This window comes from Tissierella sp. (assembly GCF_032104385.1).
In the GTDB taxonomy this organism is placed as follows: domain Bacteria; phylum Bacillota; class Clostridia; order Tissierellales; family Tissierellaceae; genus Tissierella.
Window position 1 is genome coordinate 78,181 of the sequence record NZ_DAMCHJ010000003.1, and the last position, 16,159, is coordinate 94,339.

The 16,159-nt window shown below is 30.2% G+C and carries 18 protein-coding genes and 1 pseudogene; all 19 read left to right on the top strand.

What is annotated here, in order from left to right; all coding sequences use genetic code 11:
* Positions 1-16: 16 nt before the first annotated feature.
* On the top strand, positions 17-553 hold the full coding sequence (gene grpE, locus RT714_RS04285; protein WP_313756353.1) for a nucleotide exchange factor GrpE: 537 nt from the start codon (positions 17-19) through the stop codon (positions 551-553).
* 23 nt (positions 554-576) lie between these two features.
* Entirely contained in the window at positions 577-2,391 is a 1,815-nt protein-coding gene (gene dnaK, locus RT714_RS04290) for a molecular chaperone DnaK (protein WP_313756354.1), read from the top strand.
* An 86-nt stretch (positions 2,392-2,477) separates the two neighbouring features.
* The gene (gene dnaJ / locus RT714_RS04295; protein WP_313756355.1) at positions 2,478-3,593 is read left to right on the top strand and encodes a molecular chaperone DnaJ; all 1,116 of its coding nucleotides are present in this window, start codon (positions 2,478-2,480) and stop codon (positions 3,591-3,593) included.
* Between the two features lie 95 nt (positions 3,594-3,688).
* Positions 3,689-4,621, top strand: coding sequence for a 50S ribosomal protein L11 methyltransferase (gene prmA / locus RT714_RS04300; RefSeq protein ID WP_313756356.1), 933 nt, complete (start codon positions 3,689-3,691; stop codon positions 4,619-4,621).
* Between the two features lie 10 nt (positions 4,622-4,631).
* Positions 4,632-5,375: an RsmE family RNA methyltransferase gene (locus RT714_RS04305; RefSeq protein ID WP_313756357.1), complete on the top strand. Its 744-nt coding sequence runs from the start codon at positions 4,632-4,634 to the stop codon at positions 5,373-5,375.
* Positions 5,375-6,662: pseudogene (gene mtaB / locus RT714_RS04310) on the top strand (tRNA (N(6)-L-threonylcarbamoyladenosine(37)-C(2))-methylthiotransferase MtaB). The gene RT714_RS04305 and the pseudogene mtaB overlap by 1 nt, the downstream one beginning before the upstream one ends.
* Before the next feature lie 57 nt (positions 6,663-6,719).
* On the top strand, positions 6,720-7,061 hold the full coding sequence (locus tag RT714_RS04315; RefSeq protein ID WP_216541773.1) for a histidine triad nucleotide-binding protein: 342 nt from the start codon (positions 6,720-6,722) through the stop codon (positions 7,059-7,061).
* A 106-nt stretch (positions 7,062-7,167) separates the two neighbouring features.
* Positions 7,168-7,350, top strand: coding sequence for a 30S ribosomal protein S21 (gene rpsU / locus RT714_RS04320; RefSeq protein ID WP_072971785.1), 183 nt, complete (start codon positions 7,168-7,170; stop codon positions 7,348-7,350).
* 16 nt (positions 7,351-7,366) lie between these two features.
* A complete protein-coding gene (locus RT714_RS04325; protein ID WP_313756358.1) occupies positions 7,367-7,810 on the top strand; it encodes a GatB/YqeY domain-containing protein in 444 nt (147 codons plus the stop codon).
* A 132-nt stretch (positions 7,811-7,942) separates the two neighbouring features.
* Positions 7,943-9,229 carry a nodulation protein NfeD gene (locus RT714_RS04330; RefSeq protein ID WP_313756359.1) on the top strand — a complete coding sequence of 429 codons (1,287 nt, stop codon included), beginning with the start codon at positions 7,943-7,945 and terminating at the stop codon, positions 9,227-9,229.
* A 1-nt stretch (position 9,230) separates the two neighbouring features.
* Positions 9,231-10,208: a flotillin-like protein FloA gene (gene floA / locus RT714_RS04335; RefSeq protein ID WP_313756360.1), complete on the top strand. Its 978-nt coding sequence runs from the start codon at positions 9,231-9,233 to the stop codon at positions 10,206-10,208.
* Between the two features lie 11 nt (positions 10,209-10,219).
* Positions 10,220-10,672, top strand: a complete 453-nt coding sequence (locus RT714_RS04340; protein WP_313756361.1) for a hypothetical protein — start codon at positions 10,220-10,222, stop codon at positions 10,670-10,672.
* A gap of 71 nt (positions 10,673-10,743) precedes the next feature.
* Entirely contained in the window at positions 10,744-11,022 is a 279-nt protein-coding gene (yqfC, locus tag RT714_RS04345; protein WP_313756362.1) for a sporulation protein YqfC, read from the top strand.
* A gap of 11 nt (positions 11,023-11,033) precedes the next feature.
* Positions 11,034-12,236, top strand: coding sequence for a sporulation protein YqfD (yqfD, locus tag RT714_RS04350; protein WP_313756363.1), 1,203 nt, complete (start codon positions 11,034-11,036; stop codon positions 12,234-12,236).
* A 2-nt stretch (positions 12,237-12,238) separates the two neighbouring features.
* Positions 12,239-13,210 (top strand): PhoH family protein, encoded by a 972-nt coding sequence (locus tag RT714_RS04355; protein ID WP_313756364.1) that lies wholly within the window; start codon positions 12,239-12,241, stop codon positions 13,208-13,210.
* A 274-nt stretch (positions 13,211-13,484) separates the two neighbouring features.
* The gene (gene ybeY / locus RT714_RS04360; protein ID WP_313756365.1) at positions 13,485-13,949 is read left to right on the top strand and encodes an rRNA maturation RNase YbeY; all 465 of its coding nucleotides are present in this window, start codon (positions 13,485-13,487) and stop codon (positions 13,947-13,949) included.
* Between the two features lie 4 nt (positions 13,950-13,953).
* Positions 13,954-14,658: a diacylglycerol kinase gene (locus RT714_RS04365; RefSeq protein ID WP_313756366.1), complete on the top strand. Its 705-nt coding sequence runs from the start codon at positions 13,954-13,956 to the stop codon at positions 14,656-14,658.
* An 11-nt stretch (positions 14,659-14,669) separates the two neighbouring features.
* Positions 14,670-15,722: a DUF3048 domain-containing protein gene (locus tag RT714_RS04370; protein ID WP_313756367.1), complete on the top strand. Its 1,053-nt coding sequence runs from the start codon at positions 14,670-14,672 to the stop codon at positions 15,720-15,722.
* Between the two features lie 55 nt (positions 15,723-15,777).
* The coding region (locus tag RT714_RS04375; protein ID WP_313756368.1) for a cytidine deaminase at positions 15,778-16,159 on the top strand (382 nt) is incomplete at its 3' end.

A 16,159-nucleotide genomic window follows, 5' to 3' on the forward strand; every position in this document is an offset into this window, starting at 1 on the left:
TTTAAGAGGTGATGTAATGAGTAACAATAATGAAGGGAATAAAGACAATCCAGATTTAATGGAAGAAGATATCCAAGGGAAAGATATGGAAAGTAAATCTGAATCATTAGAAGATAATTTGGAATCAAAGGACAAGGAAATTGAAGAGTTAAATAACAAATTGTTAAGACTCCAAGCTGATTTTGTTAATTTTAAGAAAAGAACTGAAAAGGAGAAGGAAAGTACTATTTCCTATGCGTTAGAATCTTTTGTATGCAGTTTATTGCCTGTAATAGATAATTTTCAGAGGGCTATGGAGTCAGAAGATAACAAAGAAAGTAGTTTTTATCAAGGTATAGAAATGATATATCAACAATTAATAAAAGTTCTTAATGAAAATAATATTGAAGAGATTAAATCTCTAGGAGAAAATTTTGATCCTAATTTTCATCATGCCGTTTTTATGGAAGAATCTGATGAATATGAGGAGGGAAAGATAACAGAAGTTTTACAAAAGGGTTATATACTAAAGGATAGGGTTATCAGACCATCTATGGTTAAAGTTGCAAAATAAGATTATTTTAAGGAGGAAATTTTATGGGAAAAATAATTGGAATTGATTTAGGTACTACAAACTCATGTGTTGCTGTTATGGAAGGTGGAGAACCTAATATAATATCTAATATAGAAGGTAATAGAACAACACCATCTATAGTAGCTTTCACAAAAGATGGAGAAAGGCTTGTTGGGGAAACAGCAAAAAGGCAAGCTATTACAAATCCAGATAGAACTATATCATCAATTAAAAGAAAAATGGGTTCTGATTACAAAGTAAATATAGATGGAAAAAATTATTCACCAGAAGAAATATCTGCTATGATTTTACAAAAGATAAAAATGGATGTGGAGAGCTATTTAGGTGAAACTGTTACAGAAGCTGTAATTACAGTGCCAGCATATTTTACAGATAGTCAAAGACAGGCAACAAAAGATGCAGGAAAGATTGCTGGATTGGAAGTAAAAAGAATTATCAACGAACCGACAGCTGCTGCATTGGCTTATGGAATGGATAAAGAAGAAGGACAGCATAAGATAATGGTATTTGACCTTGGAGGAGGTACTTTTGACGTATCTATCCTAGAATTAGGAGATGGAGTCTTTGAAGTATTAGCTACTCGTGGAAATAACCACTTAGGTGGAGATGATTTTGATGAAACTTTAGTAAATTATATAGCAGAACAATTTAAGAAAGAAAATGGTATTGATTTAAAACAAGATAAAATGAGCTTGCAAAGATTAAAAGAAGCTGCAGAAAAAGCAAAGAAAGAATTATCTTCTACTATGTCAACAAATATAAATTTACCATTTATTACTGCTACTCAAGCAGGACCATTGCATTTAAATATGGATATAACAAGAGCTAAATTCAATGAATTAACTTCTGACTTAGTAGATAAGACTTTGGAGCCTGTTAAAGAGGCGTTAAAAGACTCAGGACTACAAGCATCTGATATAGAAAAGGTTCTTTTAGTTGGAGGTTCCACGAGAATACCAGCAGTACAAGATGCAGTTAAAAAGTTGATTGGTAAAGATCCACAAAAAGATATTAATCCTGATGAATGTGTTGCATTAGGAGCATCTATTCAAGGTGGGGTACTTGCAGGGGAAGTAAAAGACATATTATTATTAGATGTAACACCTCTATCCCTTGGTATTGAAACCTTAGGAGGCGTAACTACTAGATTGATTGAAAGGAATACTACAATACCAACTAAGAAAAGCCAAACATTTTCAACTGCAGCAGACAATCAAACATCAGTAGATATTCATGTATTGCAAGGTGAGCGCCAAATGGCAAATGACAATACTACTTTAGGTAGATTCCAGTTAACTGGAATACCGCCAGCACCAAGAGGAATTCCACAAATAGAGGTAACTTTTGATATAGATGCTAATGGTATAGTAAATGTAAGTGCTAAAGATTTAGGAACAGGAAAAGAACAAAAAATAACTATTACAGCATCGACTAAACTTTCAGATGACGAAATAGAAAGAAAAGTAAAAGAAGCAGAAAGATTTGAAGAAGAAGATAAGAAGAAAAAAGAAGGAATTGAAATAAGAAATAATGGAGATAACTTAGTTTACCAAACTGAAAAAACTCTAAAAGAATTAGAAGGAAAGATTTCAGAAGATGAAAAGTCTAAGGTTGAGTCTAAGTTAGAAGAACTTAAGAAATCTTTAGAAGGTGATAATCATGATGAAATTAAACAAAAAACTGAAGAATTAACTGAGGTCTTTTATTCAATATCTCAAAAAATGTATGAACAGGCTGGAGGAAATCCAAATGAAGGCAGCTCAGGACCAAAAGATGATGTAGTAGATGCGGATTATGAGGTCGTGGATGAAGACTAGATATAAATAATAATTAAGCTAAATCATTTGATTTAGCTTAATTATTTGATATAATTGTATAAGCAAATTTGAAGGTTGGTGAAATGATGAGGGATTATTATGAGATCCTAGGTATAGAAAAAAATGCATCAGATGATGAAATAAAAAAAGCATATAGATCTTTAGCAAAAAAATATCATCCTGATTTAAATCCAGATAATAAAGAAGCAGAGGCAAAATTCAAAGAAGTCAATTCTGCTTATGAAATATTATCCGACCCAGAAAAGAGATCTAGATACGATAGATTTGGGCATGCAGGTGTAGATCCGCAAGCAGGAGGATATAGTGGTGGTTTTGGAGGTTTTGGTGATATATTTGAGGATATCTTCGATATATTCGGAGGAGGATTCAGTCAAGGTGCAAGAAGGTCTGGTCCAGTAAGAGGCTCAGATTTAAGATATAACTTAAATTTGGAATTTAAAGAAGCTGTTTTTGGGACAGAAAAAGAAATACAAATTAGAAGAACTGAAAATTGTCATACATGTGGTGGAACAGGAGCTAAACCAGGAACTGAAAAGGAAACTTGCTCAACATGTAAAGGTAGAGGAGAAGTAAGATATGCTCAGCAAACCCCTTTTGGACAATTCGTTAGAACCTCAACTTGTGATGTATGTAATGGGACTGGTGAGGTAATTAAAGATAAATGTACTACCTGCGATGGTACTGGTAAAGAAATTAAGATAAAAAAGATGAAAGTGAAAATTCCAGCAGGTGTAGATACTGGCTCTATTATTTCCATGAGAGGAGAAGGAGAGGCAGGAGAGAAAGGTGGGCCTAATGGTGATTTATATATTTATATAAATGTGGCTGAAGATCCAATATTTAAACGCTCAGGCAATGATATATATCTATCAATGCCGATTTCCTTTACAGAAGCAGCACTAGGAGCAGAAATAGAGGTGCCAACTTTAGAGGGTATAATAAATTATACAATTGAAGAAGGGACTCAAACGGGAACAGAATTCAGACTTAGAAATATGGGTGTACCCAATGTTAAAGGCTATGGTAAAGGAGATTTATTCTTTACTGTAGTGGTGCAGGTTCCAACTAGATTAACTGATAAACAGAAAGAGCTTCTAAGGGATTTTGCAAATGAAAAAGGGGAAAATATAAAGGAACATAAAAAAGGTTTTTTTGATAAAGTAAAAGATGCTTTTAATTAACAATCACTCTAAGAGTGATTGTTTTAAAATTAAGGTAGTTTTTCTTTAGTGTTTAGGGTATAATTATTTTAGATTTTGAAAAAGGATGTGTATTTATGAATTGGACGGAGGTTCAAATAAAAACTACTGCCGAATTAGAAGACTTAGTATCAAATGTTTTATATGATGCAGGTGCTACAGGACTTGCTATAGAAGATCCAAGGGATATATTAGAATTATCTAAATCTAAGGAAAGATGGGATTTTGTTGATCCAAGTTTAATAAATTCGGATTTTGATGGTGTATTAATTAAAGCTTATTTTTCAGAAGCTGATGATTTAGAAAACAAAATTGAAGAAATAAAAAATAGAATAAAGAATGATCCCATACTAAATACAGGAAATAATGAAATTAAAATAAATATAGTAGATGATAATGACTGGGCTGAAGCTTGGAAAAAATATTATAAGCCAATAAAAATAGGCGAAAGGATTTTAATTAAACCCTCTTGGGAAAAATATGTTTTAGAAGAAAATGATATATTAATTGAATTAGATCCAGGTATGGCTTTTGGAACTGGAACTCATGAAACTACTATGATGTGTACGGAAGCTTTAGAAAAACATGTAAAATCAGGAGATATAGTATATGATATTGGTTGTGGAAGTGGGATACTTAGCATAGTCGCAGCAAAGTTAGGAGCTGAAAAGGTAGTAGGAGTAGATTTAGATGAATTATGTGTAAAAGTATCAAATGAAAATATAAAATTAAATAATGTGAATAAAATTGTTGAAATTAAAGAAGGTAATTTATTAGATGTAGTTGATGGAAAAGCAAATATAATAGTTTCCAATATAATAGCAGAAATAATTGCAGGAATGACAAAAGATTTAAGAGCTTATTTAAAAGATGATGGTATATTTATTACTTCTGGTATTATTGTAGAAAAAATTGAATTAGTAGAAAAAGCCTTACTAGAAAATGGGTTTAAAGTACTTGATATCAAAAGGTTAAATGGTTGGGCTTGTATTATAGCTGCTAATAATTAGGTGGAAAGATATGCATAGATTTTTTGTTGGAGAAGAACAGATTTTTGATGATATAATAGAGATAATAGGAAGCGATGTAAAGCATATAAGGGATGTACTGAGGCTTAAACCAAATGAAAAAATTGAAATTTCTTCAAATGGAGTTACGTATACTTGTAATATAGAATCTTTATTAAAGAATAAAGTTATTACAAGAATAATAAATAAGACTAAGGGGATTAATGAATCTCAAATTGATATTATATTATATCAAGGGTTGGCTAAGGGTAGCAAGATGGATTTGATTGTACAAAAATGTACAGAAGTAGGAGTAAAAAAATTTTATCCAGTAATAACTCATCGTTCAGTAGTAAAAATAAAAGACATAAAAAAAGAACAATCTAAAGTTGAAAGATGGAATAGTATAGCAGATGAAGCTGCAAAGCAAAGTAAGAGAGATATTTTACCAAAGGTACAAAATATTGTTTCTTTTGATGAAATGATAGATTTATTAAAAGACGAAGATAATATAATAGTTCCATATGAAGATGAAAAAGGAACTGTAATAAAAGAGAAATTGAAGGGAATTAGCGATAAAAAAATACATTTAATAATAGGACCTGAAGGCGGATTTGAACCTAGTGAAATAGAAAAGTTAAAAAATGTAGGAGCTAATATAGTAACTTTAGGGCCACGTATACTGAGAACTGAAACAGCAGGAATTGTTGCAGCTACAATAATACTTTATGAACTTGGAGATTTGGGAGTGATTTAATGGACAAAGTAGCTTTTTATACCTTAGGATGTAAGGTAAATCAATATGAAACAGAAGCTATGGAGGAGATATTTGAAAAAAATGATTATGTTATAGTAAATAGTGATGAAATAGCTGATATATATGTAATAAATACTTGTACCGTTACAAATTTATCTGATAGAAAGTCTAGACAATTTATATCTAGGGCAAAAAAGTTAAATAAAGATGCCATAATTGCAGTTGTAGGATGTTATTCTCAAGTATCTCCTGATGAAGTGGAAAAAATAGAAGGAGTAGACGTTATAATTGGCACCACTGAAAGAAATAGAATTTTAGAACTATGTGAGAAAGCTAAGGTAGAAAATCAAAGGATAAATATCGTTAGAAATATAAAGTCACAAAAAGAATTTGAACCTATAAATATAGATGATATAAAGTCTAAAACAAGAGCTTATATAAAGATACAAGATGGATGTAGTCAGTTTTGTTCTTATTGTATTATTCCATATGCAAGAGGACCAATTAGAAGCAGGTCATTGGATGAGATTGTAGAAGAAACTCAAAAATTGGCTAATGCTGGATTTAAAGAAGTTGTTTTAACTGGTATTCATGTTGCATCCTATGGGAAAGATACAGATAAAACTCCTTTAGTTAAAGTTTTGGAAGAAGTAGGAAAAGTAAAAGGTATAGACAGAATTAGACTTAGCTCTTTAGAGCCAACATTGATAGATGAAAATTTTATGAAATCAATACTTAAAATAGGTAAAGTATGTGATCATTTCCATCTATCATTACAATCTGGTTCTGATACAGTTTTAAAAAGAATGAATCGAAAATATACAACATCTGAATATAGAAATATTGTAAGCATTATAAGAAAATATATGCCTAATGCAGGAATTACAACTGATATAATCGTAGGATTTCCTGGGGAAACAGAAGATGAATTTAATGAAACATTAGATTTTGTAAAGGAAATTGGGTTTTCTACATGTATTTAAGTATTCTCCAAGAAAGGGAACTCCAGCATCTAAATATGAAAACCAAGTAGATGGAAATATTAAAAATCAAAGATCGGAATCTCTAATAGCTTTAGGAGAAGAATTAATGTTAAAGTTTAATTCGAAATTTATAAATTCAACTCTATCTGTATTATTTGAAGAAGAAAGCAAAGGAGAAAAAGGTAATATAGAAGGATATACTACTAATTATATTAGAGTTAAGTCTAAAAAAGATATTAATATGATTGGGCAGATAGTAGATGTTAGAATTAATAAAATAAAAAATGATTTTTTATTAGGATAGTAGATGACTTTAATATAATAATATAATAAGATAGTATATAGCAAGGAGGTGGATGAATTGACAAATTGCTTATTTTGTAAAATTGTTAATGGTGAAATACCTAGCAATTTAATATATGAAGATGAAAGAGTAGTAGCATTTGAAGATATTAACCCACAAGCACCTATCCATTACTTAGTAATTCCAAAAAAACATATACAATCAGCAGCTCATTTAGAAGAAAAGGATAAAGAGCTTATAGGACATATTTTTTTTATAGCATCTCAAATAGCAAAAGATAAGGGTTTAGATGAAGGATATAGGATAGTTAATAATTGTGGTATAGATGGAGGTCAAACTGTAGAGCATATTCATTTTCATATACTAGGAAAAAGGAAAATGTTATGGCCACCAGGCTAAATACTAGTTGAAATATTATATATTATAATGTATAATAGTCTAGTGCAAACCCCTTATTAGGGATAGTATGAAGTACTCTTGCAGTAGAGAGAGGAGGGAGAAGTCGATGTCAGAAATTAAGGTAGGAGAAAACGAATCTCTTGATAATGCGTTAAAAAGATTTAAAAGACAATGTGCACGTGCTGGCATTTTAGGTGAAGCTAGAAAGAGAGAACATTATGAAAAGCCAAGTGTAAAACGTAAAAAGAAATCCGAAGAAGCTAGAAGAAAGAAATTTTCTAAGTTTTAATTGAGAAGGTGAAAGAATGTCCCTTAAAGAAAAACTTATGGAGGATTTAAAAGACTCCATGAAATCTAAAGATACAATAAAAAAGAATACTATCACTATGGTAAGGGCAGCGATAAAGCAAAAAGAGGTTGATGAAAGAATAGAAGTATCAGAAGAAGCCATACTAGACATTATATCAAAACAATTAAAAGAAAAAAGAATGGCGATTGAAGATTTTAAAAAAGGACAACGACAAGATTTAGTTGAACTAACAGAAAAAGAAATAGAAATTCTCTTACAATACTTACCTAAACAGCTTTCTGAAGAGGAAGTAGAAGAAATTGTAATTGAAACTATAAAGGAAATAAATGCTACATCTATGAAAGATATAGGCATTATAATGAAGGCTGTAATGCCAAAAGTAAAAGGTAGAACTGATGGCAATATTGTAAATAAAATAATAAAAAAAGTATTTGATTAACCTGGGTCAACTCCCAGGTTTTTTGATAAATAAAATTGTTAGTTATTTTACAATTATATGGGTAATAGTATAAATAAAGATATTATCTATAAGGATATATTATATTAAGTACATATAATTGGAGGTGCTTAAATGAAAAAAACTAAATCAATTATACTATTAATATTTATGGTAATATTAATAGTATCAAATAATGGATATGCAGATGAAAAAAGAGATGTATATATAGTTCCAATAAAAGGTGAAATTAATAAAGCCACTTATAACTTTTTAAATCATACCATGAATAAATTGATTAAAGAAGACCCTGCAGCAATAATATTTGAAATAGACACATATGGAGGATTAATTAATGAGGCAGAAAAAATAAAGTCTCTAATTATGTATTCTCCGATACCAACTATTTCTTATGTAAATAGTAAGGCGGAATCAGCAGGGGTATTAATTACCATTGCTGCAGAAAAAGTTGTTATGGCAAATTCAGCTACTATAGGATCTGCTGAGACCATACCAAATACAGAAAAAATACTCTCAATGTGGCGAGGTCTTTTGAGGGATACAGCCCAATATCGAAATAGGAATTCGGAAGTCATAGAGGCAATGGCAGATAGAGATATTGAGATTGAAGGGTTAGTAGCTAAAGGTAAATTAGTAAACTTAACTTCGTCAGAAGCAGTTCGGTATGGGATAGCTGACTTAACAACAGACAGCTATTATGAAATGCTTAATTATTTTAATCTAGAAAATGCAAATGTACAAAGAATAGATGAAAGTCTTCAAATAAAATTAGCTAAATATATATCCAATCCTTATATAAGTAGTTTATTATTAACTTTAGGGTTTATCGGATTGGTAGTTGAAATATTAACACCAGGTTTTGGAATCGGGGGAACAGTTAGTATAATTGGCTTCGGATTATATTTTGGAGGAAATATTTTAGCTGGGAATTCACATTGGACATCATTGGCTTTATTTGTGACAGGACTAATTTTATTAGTCATAGAGGCAATAGTGCCTGGATTTGGATTCCCCGGAATTAGTGGTATAATATTGGTAATAGTAGGTACTATCTTAGCTATGGATTCATTAGGAATAGCAATATTTTCTTTAAGTATAGCCATAATAATAACAACAATAGTTACTATAATACTAATAAAGATGGGCTTTAAGTCTAAAATGCTCAATAAGATTGTTTTAGATACAGAATATAAAGATGAAAAAGGATATTTATCTGTTGATTCTATGAATCAATATATGAATAAAGAAGGAATTAGTATAACAGAACTTCGCCCTGCTGGGTTTATAGATATAGAAGGAATAAAATTAGATGCATTGTCAGATGGTGGTTTTATTCCAAAAGGTATAGCTATAGAGGTTGTAAGGGTAGAAGGTTCAAAAATATTTGTTAGGAGGTTGTAATATGCCATATTTACCAATAGGGTTTGCCCTGATCATTATTATCCTTGTAATGCTTTTTTTCTCATTTGTACCAGTAGGACTTTGGATCACGGCTTTTTTCTCAGGAGTTAAAATTTCTATGTCAACTCTAATAGGAATGAGACTTAGAAGAGTATCTCCATCTAGAATAGTAAACCCAATGATAAAAGCAACAAAGGCAGGGCTAATTATTAGAATCAATGAACTGGAGGCACATTATTTAGCAGGAGGAAATGTAAATACCTTAGTAGATGCTTTGATTGCAGCACAAAGAGCTAATATTCCACTAGAATTTGAAAGAGCAGCAGCAATTGATTTAGCAGGTAGAAATGTACTAGAAGCAGTACAAGTATCTGTTAATCCAAAAGTAATTGAAACACCACAAATTGCAGCAGTAGCTAAGGATGGCATTGAAGTTATAGCTAAAGCAAGAGTTACTGTTAGAGCTAATATTGAGAGATTAGTTGGGGGAGCTGGAGAGGAAACTATCATTGCTAGAGTAGGTGAAGGTATTGTAACTACTGTAGGAAGCTCCAACTCACATAAAGATGTATTGGAAAATCCCGATAGCATATCAAAGACTGTACTTAACAAAGGGTTAGATTCAGGAACAGCATTTGAAATACTCTCTATTGATATAGCTGATGTGGATGTTGGTAGAAATATAGGTGCAAAACTACTAATGGAACAAGCAGAAGCTGATAAAAGAATTGCTGAGGCGAAGGCAGAAGAAAGAAGAGCAATGGCAGTAGCTAAAGAGCAGGAAATGAAGGCCGACGTACAGGCTATGAGAGCTAAAGTAGTAGAGGCAGAGGCAGAAGTGCCGTTAGCATTAGCATCAGCTCTTAAAACAGGTAATTTAGGAGTCATGGATTATTATAATATGAGAAATATATTAGCAGATACAGATATGAGAACATCTATATCCAAAATAGCTGAAGATGATAAGAAACAGAAATAAGGGGGGATAATATGCCCGGTCCTTTATTATTTTTTATAATAATAATATTAGTAGATACAATTTTAAAATCTGTCAAGGATAAGCAAAGGATACAAAAAAAACAACCTACAGTTTCTAGGCCTATGGTAGATCTCAAGAAAATATTAGTAGAAGAAATTGAAAAAGAAAAACAGAGGGAAATAACAAAAAAACAAGGAAATTCTGCTCAAAGGAAGAATCATTCTTTTGAGGGGAAAAAAGCGAATAAGAATACTATCAATGAAGAGATAAATAAAAAAGATTTATCTTGGGAGATAATAAAAGAAGAAAATGTTGTACAGGAAACTAAAAAGATAGATGTACCAGTGCAAATTAAAAAAGAAAACCAAGAAAGAGATTTAAGAAAAGATGTATTAAGGGGAATAGTATTTTCTGAGATATTATCAGAACCAAAGAGCTTAAAAAATCAAAAAAGAAGTCTGTAAAATTTACAGACTTCTTTTTTGATTGGAATAGTACATATATTTTGGGCATAGAATTAATTGGAGGGATGAGGATGAAACGACAGATAGAAAATGTAAAATACAATATTTCAGAAGCTTTAGAATTACCTATAGATATTATGATGGATTTACCAAGATTGACCCTTATAGGAAATATTGAAGTTTCATTGTTAAATCACAAAGGAATTATCGAATATACAAAAGAAATCATTAGAATAAATACAAAAATAGGAATATTTAAAATAACAGGAGAAGAATTAGAGATAAAAACCATACTTTCTGAGGAAATAATTATTGCTGGATTAATAAATGATATAGAAATAATAAGCTAGGGAGTGTTGTTATGCTAGCTATAAAAATATGGAATTATTTTAGAGGATATGTTATTATTAGGGTTGAGGGGCTAACTTTAGAAAGATTATTGAATTTAGCTGCAAACTATAATATATATCTATGGGATATAAAAAGATATAATAATATTGTTATTGAGATGAAATCTACAACCAAAGGATTTAAAGAACTTAGAGAGATAGTAAAGAAAGTAGGATGTAGAATAGAGATAAAAGAAAAAGTAGGATTTCCTTTTTTAATATTAAAACTAAGGGAAAGAAAGATGTTATTAGCAGGATTTTTACTATTTTTGGTAACGATTTTTCTATTAACATCAACTATTTGGAAGATAGAAATAATAGGAAATGAACAAACTCCAAAAGAAGAGATAAATTCCCTACTAAAGGATAACAATATATTTATTGGCAAACTTAAATTTAATATAAATAAAGAAACCATAAAAGATATTTTAATAGATAACTATGATTACTTTTCATTTACTTCAGTAAATATAAAGGGAACAAAATTAATTATAGAAATTAGAGAACAAGATTTACCACCAGAAAAGATAGATAAATCCTATCCGTGTCATGTAGTAGCAAAGAAAAAGGGTGTAATAGTTAAGGTAATTCCTAAAAACGGAAAGGCAGTTGTAGAGAAAGGTCAAGTAGTTAATGAGGGAGAAGTCCTAATTACGGGTATACTAAACAATGAAAATACTCAAGAAAATATATTAATTCATGCAGAAGGGGAAGTATTTGCCCTAACGCGATATAGTAGTATTGTTAAAGAACCTATAATAAAAAATGAAGAAACTTATACAGGAAAGGTTTATAAGCAAAGAGGAATAAAAATTAAAGATAAAGGCATTATTTTTATGAAAGGTAATATTCCTTTTTCTAGCTATAGGGAATTTGAAGCAGAAAAAGATTTAATTACTCTTGGGAAATTAGGTATAGAATTTCCTATTAAAAAAGTTGAGTATGAATATAAGGAAGTTGAAACAAAAGAAATAAAGCAAAATATAGATTTTCTAAAACAATCCACTCAAATTAAAGCAGTAAAAGAAATAAATAAAGAATTGTCACAAGATGCACAGATACAGTCAAAAAATACTAGATATCAAATAGATGAAAATACATTGATAACACAGGTTGTAGTTGAAACTATAGAAAATATAGGAAGAAAACAAATAATCGAAAATAGGGAGGATTAAATTTGCCAAACAATATAGAAGAAAATAGTATAACAATAGAAAATCACGAGATTATTAGAGAAATATTTGGAGAACTTGACGAGAATATTAATATAATCAAAGAAGAATTAGGTATTAATATTGCCATTAGAGATGATAAAATAAAATTATATGGTAATAAGGTATCTATAGACTTAGGAGAAAAACTGATTTATAATTTAATAGAGATAGTAAAAGAACAAGGTAAACTAGATGAGCATAATTTAAGATATTCCATAAAACTTTTGCTTGACGGACAAAAAGAATATGTAAAAGAGCTACTTAAGGAAGTAATTTGTGTAACATCCTCAGGAAAAAGTATTAAACCCAAAACATTAGGTCAAAAAAGATATTTAGATTCCATAAGAAAAAATGATATAGTTTTTGGTATTGGACCAGCAGGTACTGGGAAAACTTATTTAGCTATGGCTATGGCAGTTCAATCATTTAAAAACAAAGAGGTAAATAGGATAATTCTTACAAGACCAGCAGTTGAAGCAGGAGAGAGCTTAGGGTTTTTGCCAGGAGATTTACAGGAGAAAGTTGATCCGTATCTTAGACCAATTTATGATGCTTTATTTGATATACTAGGAGCTGAATCCTATGCAAAATACATGGAAAAAGGTCTAATAGAAGTAGCACCATTAGCCTATATGAGAGGCCGAACCCTAGATTCTTCCTATGTAATATTAGATGAAGCACAGAACACTACTAATGAGCAAATGAAAATGTTTTTAACTAGACTTGGATTTGGTTCAAAAGCAATAATTACAGGTGATATAACTCAAATTGACCTTTCTAAAGGAAAGGAATCTGGTTTGAAAACAATATCGAATATATTAAAGGATGTAAATGGTATAGACTTTATATATCTTTCAAAAAATGATATAGTTAGGCATCCCTTAGTTCAAAGGATAATTGAGGCATATGATAAATATGAAAATGTAAATGTATAAATCTATGAATAATAAAAAGTTTTGCCAGTAAAATCGAAGATTGTATATTGGTTATTGCTTGTAAATTTTACAGCAATCCTTTTTTTTATAACGAATAGAAAAGTTCTGCTTTGATTTATTATAAAAAAGAACTTTCTGTCAATAAGTTTTAAAAATGGTATTTTATAATGTTTCGATAAAGGGTAATTTATAGTGTTTTATAAAGAAAGACTATAAATTTTAGGACAAGATTAAAGATAGATGAGAAGAAATGAGAATTTGGAGGAATAAAATAATGGAAGTATATATAGATAATAGACAGGATAAAGTTCAAATTGAAGAAGAAATCAATATAATAATTGAAAAGGTAGCTAGAGAAGTTTTAAGTCTTGAAAATGCATCTTTAGATTGTGAAATTAGCGTATCTTTTGTAGATAATGAAGAAATAAGAGAGTTAAATAGAGAATATAGGGGAGTAGATAAGGATACAGATGTATTGTCCTTCCCTATGGAGGATGAGTTTGTTGTAGAGGGTTTAATATTGCTTGGGGATATAATTATATCTCTTGAAAGAGCTCTAGAACAATCAAAAGATTTTGGACATTCATTATATAGAGAAGTAGCATATTTAACAGCTCATTCAATCTTTCATTTATTAGGATATGATCATATGGATGAAGAAGAAAAGAATATAATGCGAGAGAAGGAAAAAGAAGTAATGAAAAGATTAAGGATTTTCAAAGATAATAAAGGGGAATAATGTAATGAGGAAAAAGACTCTCATTGATAGTTTTAACTATGCAGTATCAGGTATTATTATAGCATTAAAGACTGAGAAAAATATGAGGATACATTATTTAATTGCTATTGGAGTTATAATCTTAAGTCTTTTCTTTGACTTTTCAAGGACAGAATTTTTACTTCTTTTATTTGCAATATCTTTAGTAGTAGTAGCAGAGATGGTCAATACTGCTTTGGAAAGAGTAATAGATTTGATTACGCAAGATTATCATCCTTTGGCAAGATTAGTAAAGGATGTAGCTGCTGGTGCAGTTCTTATTGCAGCCATAAATTCTATAATAGTAGGATATCTTTTATTTTTTGATAGATTAAATTCCAGTACAGATATATTATTTTCAAAAATTAGAGGTTCACCTATTCACTTAACATTTGTAGCTCTACTGGTTGTCATATTGGTAACCATAGGATTGAAGGCCAAATTTTACAAAGGGAGAGGTACACATTTTCAAGGTGGAACAGTAAGTGGTCATGCTGCTATATCTTTTTGCATAGCTACTATAATAGTATTTTTAGCAAAAAATATGTTAGTAACAACTTTGGTTTACAGTTTAGCTATTCTTGTGGGAGAAAGTAGGATAGAAGGCAAGATACATACTTTTATGGAAGTCTTATTAGGAGCTATACTAGGAACAATAGTAGGAATTTTAGTATTTCAAATCATAGGATAAGGGGGAAAAAAATGAAACTTAAATTTAAAATCATTTTAGTTGTAGTTTTTGTAGCATTATTATCTAGTAGTTGTAAAAAGGAAAAAATAGAAGAACCAGTTGCAGTAGAAAATCCTAAAGAGGAAGAAAAAGTGGATGAAGATGATTTAGCAGAAGAGGTTCCAGTAAAGATAGGAATACCTTCTCCTTTAAGTGGAATATATGCAGTAGAAGAAAAGGTGAATAGAAGACCAGTAGCTATTATGTTTGATAACCATCATGGTGCTAGATGGCAAGCTGGATTAAAGGATGCTGAAATAGTCTATGAATTTTTAGTAGAAGCTCCTTATACAAGATATATGGGTATCTATTTAATAAATGATCCATCTTCCATAGGACCTATTAGATCGGCTAGACCATATTTTATAACAACTGCATTAGAATATGATGCTGTTTATGCTCACGTTGGAGGTAGTGAGCAGGCTAAATCGGATATTAAAACATTAAAAATAGCTGATATTGATGGATTAACTAGCTCTAACAAAGTATTTTGGAGAAAGAAGCATAAAAAAATGCCACATAATCTTTATTCTAGCATGGAAGTTCTAAGAACTACCCAAGAGGAGAGAAAGTATAAAATGGCTGGAGAATATATCCCATTTAAATTTAAAGAGGATGATTTAGATATAGATGGAGATATAGCTAATAAAATTATAATAGATTATAGAAAAAATAATACTACGGAATATAATTATGATGATGAAAAGAAAAATTATACTAGAAAGAAAGATAGTAAGCTACATATAGATGAAGTAGATGAAACTCCAATTGTAGCTAAAAACATAATAATTCAAGAGGCAAAGACTAAAGTATTAGATAAAGATGGCAGACTAGAAATTCAATTAGTAGGTGAAGGAAAAGGAAAATATATAACAAATGGCAAAATCATAGATATAAAATGGGTAAAAAAATCAAGAAAAGATAAAACTAAATATTATAATCCAGAAGGAAAAGAAATAATCCTTAACCCAGGAATAACATGGATTCAGGTGGTAGAACCAACAACTAATATTATTATAGAGTAAAAAATAATTCATGGTGCGTAGTTAAATGTCAGTTGATTTTAAGAGGAGGTATTTTATGGATACAAAGAAATTGATTAAAAAAGCTTTAGAAGCACAAAAAAAGGCATATGTACCTTATTCTAATTTTCATGTTGGTGCAGCGTTAATTACAGAGGACGATGAAATTTTTACTGGCTGCAATATAGAAATATCATCTTATTCACCTACATTATGTGCAGAAAGAACTGCTATTTTTAAAGCAGTATCAGAAGGGCATAAAAAGATTAAAGCTATAGCAATAGTTGGAGATGCAAATTTTACTTATCCTTGTGGAGTTTGCAGGCAAGTAATTAGAGAATTTGGAAAAGATGCTACAATAATTATAGCTAATTCAGAAGATGAATATAGAGAATATAAATTAGATGAGTTATTACCATATAGTTTTGGACCAGAGTATT